This window comes from Microbacterium sp. 13-71-7, assembly GCF_002257455.1.
In the GTDB taxonomy this organism is placed as follows: Bacteria; Actinomycetota; Actinomycetes; order Actinomycetales; family Microbacteriaceae; genus Microbacterium.
In genome coordinates this window covers 1-4,130 of record NZ_NCKN01000304.1, presented here as the reverse complement: position 1 = coordinate 4,130, position 4,130 = coordinate 1, and the positions used below count along the sequence as shown (strand labels likewise).

5 protein-coding genes are annotated in these 4,130 nt (G+C 71.9%); 2 read left to right on the top strand and 3 right to left on the bottom strand.

Translation table 11 applies throughout. The features are described from left to right. Positions 1–394, top strand: a 394-nt coding sequence (locus B7X32_RS19185; RefSeq protein ID WP_292723375.1) for a GNAT family N-acetyltransferase, incomplete at its 5' end; no start/stop codon positions are given. A gap of 12 nt (positions 395–406) precedes the next feature. Beyond that, positions 407–1,318, top strand: coding sequence for an arginase family protein (locus B7X32_RS19180; RefSeq protein ID WP_292723373.1), 912 nt, complete (start codon positions 407–409; stop codon positions 1,316–1,318). A gap of 48 nt (positions 1,319–1,366) precedes the next feature. Here the strand turns inward: B7X32_RS19180 and B7X32_RS19175 are convergent, their stop codons facing one another. The 3 genes from B7X32_RS19175 to B7X32_RS19165 all read right to left on the bottom strand — a co-directional run. Then, entirely contained in the window at positions 1,367–2,632 is a 1,266-nt protein-coding gene (locus tag B7X32_RS19175) for an LCP family protein (protein ID WP_292723371.1), read from the bottom strand. A gap of 82 nt (positions 2,633–2,714) precedes the next feature. Beyond that, positions 2,715–3,236: an AAA family ATPase gene (locus B7X32_RS19170; RefSeq protein WP_292723368.1), complete on the bottom strand. Its 522-nt coding sequence runs from the start codon at positions 3,234–3,236 to the stop codon at positions 2,715–2,717. Next, positions 3,233–4,130 (bottom strand): DNA gyrase C-terminal beta-propeller domain-containing protein (locus B7X32_RS19165; protein ID WP_292723366.1); only part of this gene is annotated, 898 nt, incomplete at its 5' end. The genes B7X32_RS19165 and B7X32_RS19170, both read right to left, overlap by 4 nt.

The following is a 4,130-nucleotide window of genomic DNA, read 5'->3' as shown; positions in this document are numbered from 1 at the left end:
CCTGCGCCGGGATCTGGAACCGCTCGTCGGTTGGGATCCCGACCGATCCCGGGCCAGGGTCGCCGAGCACTTCTCCCCGGCGCACACGCGCATGATCCTGCTCGGCGACGAGGTGGCGGGCACGATCACCGTGCGGCCCGACGGCGAGGAGTCCTGGCTGGAGATGTTCTACCTGGACGAGCAGCACCAGGGGCGCGGGATCGGTTCGGCCGTGCTGCGCACCGTGCTCGCGGAGGTTCCCCCCGAGCGTCCGCTGCGCCTGCAGGTGCTGGTCGGGTCGGCCGCGCGACGGCTGTACGAGCGTCACGGATTCGTCGTCGAGCACGACGACGGCATCGACATCTGGATGCGCCGGGCCCCGGGCGGGTCTGTCGGCCAGGCGGCGACGGCTTGAGAGACTGAGACGATGGCCGCCGTCGTCTCCGCTCCCACGAACCTGGGGCTTCGCCCTCCCGTGCGGGGCGGCGTGCCGGGCACCGCCAAGGCGCCCGAGGCCCTCCGCGAGGCCGGCCTGCACCGGCTCCTGCACGCGCAGGGCGCCATCGACGGCGGCGTGGTGCTGCCGGGCCGCTACGTCGACGACGACGGACGCCGGGTTGCGGGGACGGTCCGCAACCAGGCCGCGATCGTCGACCACGCCCGCCGACTGGCGCACCGCCTGTTCGAGATCCGCGAGGCCGGCGAGGCGCCGCTCGTGCTCGGCGGGGACTGCAGCCTGGCCATCGCCGCAGGCCTTGCCACCCGGGTGAGCGGAGGCGGCGGCCTCGTGCACATCGACGGGCACACGGACTTCCGCCATCCGGGCAACAGCGACGGCGTCGCGAGTCTCGCCGGGGAGGACCTCGCCGCCGCGATCGGGATGCACCTGCCGGAGCTCAGCGACATCGACGGGCTCGGGCCGTACTTCGCGCCGGAGAGCACGGCGCACATCGGCTGCCGGTACGAGGATCCGCACGCCGAGGAGCTGCGCGGGATCATCGGCCTCGTGGTGCCGGCCGACGACGTCATCCTGCACGGCGGCGTCAGAGCGGCGTCGCGGGTGCGCGCGCTCGACGGCCTGGATCGCGGCTACTGGATCCAGGTCGACGTCGACGTGCTCGACCCGAGTCACATGCCGGCCGTGGACAGCCCCGATCCGGGCGGTCTCGCGCCGGAGGAGCTGATCGGGCTGCTCGCCGCGCTCGCTCCGTACGCCTGGGGTGCCGCCGTCACGGTGTTCGATCCGGATCTGGATCCGGACGGCGCGCACGCTCGGACGGTCGCCAGGGTGGTGGCGGAGGGGTTCGCGGACCTCGGGTCCGCCCTCGAGGCGGCGTAGACGCCCGTCGGCGTCGCGTCACGCCATCCGCCCGTGGCGAGGGCCGCGTCAGCCTGCGGTGCCGTTGCCGTTCGAGCACGTCTGCTGCGCGGCCGATTGCCCGGAGATGTTCTGCGGCAGTGCGACCGGTCCGGCGCTCGCACCAGGGGCCGGCGTCGTGCTCGCATCGGCGGGGGCGTCGGCCGGAGGGTCGGTCGCCGTCTCGGTCGCGGAGACGACGGCATCGCGTTGGCCGGTGACCTGGATCGGCTGATTCGCCGCGAGGGCCGCCCACAGCTGATCGGCGCTCTCCAGATCCGGGACGACTCTCACGCCGGGGTTGTCCGGATCGTCCAGCACCGGATAGTTCACGAAGTTGACCTGGTCCAGCGGCACGTCCTTCATCGCCAGGGCGATCTGCACGAGCAGCGTCGGGCTGGTCAGCTTGGCGCTCGGGGTCACGTTCGACATGACGGTGTTCGCGAGCCTGAGCAGCGTGCCGGGGTTTCCGAGCACCTCTTTCGACATCATCTTGCGTGCGAGCGAGGACATGTACACCTGCTGGTTGCTGCCGCGACTGAGATCCCCGTTGTCGCCCACGCCGTGGCGGACGCGCAGGAACTGGAGCGCCCAGTAGCCCTGCAGGGTGTGCGTTCCGGGGGCCAGCTCGAGCTGGGTGTTGTCCGGGTCACTGATGCCGTTCGCGACGCAGACATCGACGCCGCCGATCGCGTCGGTGATCTTCATCACGCCGCCCCAGGTGACCTTGGCGGCGAACTGGATGTCGAGCCCTGACACCTTGGTGATCGCGCGGGCGACGCACGCCAGCCCGTTCTTCGGTCCGCCGATGCCGATGGCCATGTTGAGCGCTTCCTTCGAGCGCTCCTCGCTGGCGTTGCCGTCGGCGTCCGTGCAGGACGGGATCGCGATCATGAGATCGCGCGGGAAGGTGACGACGGTGACCCGGCGCGGGCTGTCGGAGATGTGCAGGACGAGGTTCGTGTCGTTGCGCTCGCCTCCGTTCTCCGGATCGGAGCAGCGGTCCCCGAAGTCGGCTTTGAAATCTTCTTCGCACGCATCGCTGCCGACGAGCAGCAGGTTCACGCCGCCCTCGATCGCACCGATGTCCGGCGGCACCGACTCGTCGCCGTCCAGGGCGACCGCTTTGTCGCTGAACGTCTGCCCGAGGTCGTAGGCGACGTACGACGCGACCGCGACTCCGGAGACGAGCACCACCACCGCGGCGATGCCGAACATCTTCAGGAGCTGACCCCAGGCGCCTGGGCGGTGCAGCCGGCCGTGGCCGGCGACGGGACGTCGGGATCGGGGCGTCATCCTCACATGGTGCCGGTCAGGGCGAGGAGGGGCAAATCGCGCCGCGGTCGCGAGAGGGGATCCCTCTGCCGCCGGCCGGCGGTCAGATCAGCGCATCGTCCCAGCGTGCACGGATCGCGTCGACCGTCTCGTCGAGGTCGAGACCGGTCGTGTCCAGCCGCAGGCCGGGCGCGCGGAAGCCGTCCTGCGCCTCTCGGAGGTGCGCCCACTGCTGCGCGACGTGCTTGTCCCTGGCGGCATCGCGGCGGGCGATCGTGTCCTCTGTCGCGGTGAGGAGCACGAACCGCAGCGGCAGGCCGATCGCGGTTCGGTACTGCTCCAGGAGCTCCGGCCACAGCACGACGTCGGAGATCGCGACATCGAATCCGGCTTCGGCGAAGTTGCGGGCGAGATCCGCGATGTTCCGCCGGAGGAGGGCGAGCTGCCGCTCGGCCTCCTCCGCAGGCTCCTGCCCCGGTGCGACGAGGCCGGACAGGATGAGCGCTTCGCCGATCTGGTCGGTGTCGAGATGCGCGCCCCGCGTCGCCCGCGTCGCGAGTTCACGGGCGACGGTCGTCTTGCCCACGCCGGGAAGCCCGGCGACGATCAGGACCGAGCCGCTCATGCGCCCAGCGCGGTGCCGATCGAGCCGATGACGCCGTCGATGGGCTGCCCGGAGCCGTCGCGCTTCGCACCGGCCTCCGGCAGGTCGCGGGCGGATCCGTCGGGGCCGACCGCGAGCGCGGGCTCGGAGCCCACCCAGGCCAGGGTGAGGCGATCCTCGCCCTTCAGGAAGGCGTGCGCCCTGACGCCGCCCGTGGCCCGTCCCTTGCCGGGGAACTCCGCGAACCGCGAGGACTTGGCGCGCCCGGCGTCGGTGCCGGCGATCATGCCCGCGGCGCCGGACACGGTCACGACGAGGGCGTCCTCGTCCTGAGCGAGCACGGAGAAGGCGATCACCTCGGCCTTCGCGCCGAGCTTGATCCCGGCCATGCCTCCGGCCGGAGCGCCCTGCGGGCGCACACCGGATGCGGGGAAGTGCAGCAGCTGCGCGTCGCTCGTGACGAACACGAGCTCGGCGTCATCGGATGCGGTGCCGGCGCCGACGACCGCATCGCCCGGCTTCATGCCGATGATCTCGAGCTCCGGCTTGACCGCGAGGGAGGAGGGCACGATGCGCTTCACGACGCCCGAGCGGGTGCCCAGAGCGATCGGCGTGTCATCGTCGAAGCGCACGAGTGCGAGGATCCGCTCGCTCTTGTCGAGCAGCCCGATGTAGTCGCGCAGCGGCACGCCGGCGGCGAGGTGCACCGACGCGGGCGGCACGGACGGGAGATCCATCGCGGTGAAGCGCAGCACGCGCCCGGCGGACGTGACCGCGCCGATCTCGGTGCGGGTCGTGGTGGCGACGGCCGCGAGGATCGCGTCGTGCTTGCTGCGGCGCGTGGCGGCGGTGAGCTCCTGACCGGGCTCGAGATCCACCCGCACGGCCCGTCCGGTCGTGGACAGCACCACCGTC

Bases quoted from the DNA above. Each gene is read 5' to 3' on its own strand.
- B7X32_RS19180 (WP_292723373.1), top strand. From the start codon at position 407: ATGGCCGCCGTCGTCTCCGCTCCCACGAACCTGGGGCTTCGCCCTCCC.
- B7X32_RS19170 (WP_292723368.1), bottom strand. From the start codon at position 3,236: ATGAGCGGCTCGGTCCTGATCGTCGCCGGGCTTCCCGGCGTGGGCAAG.
- B7X32_RS19175 (WP_292723371.1), bottom strand. From the start codon at position 2,632: ATGACGCCCCGATCCCGACGTCCCGTCGCCGGCCACGGCCGGCTGCAC.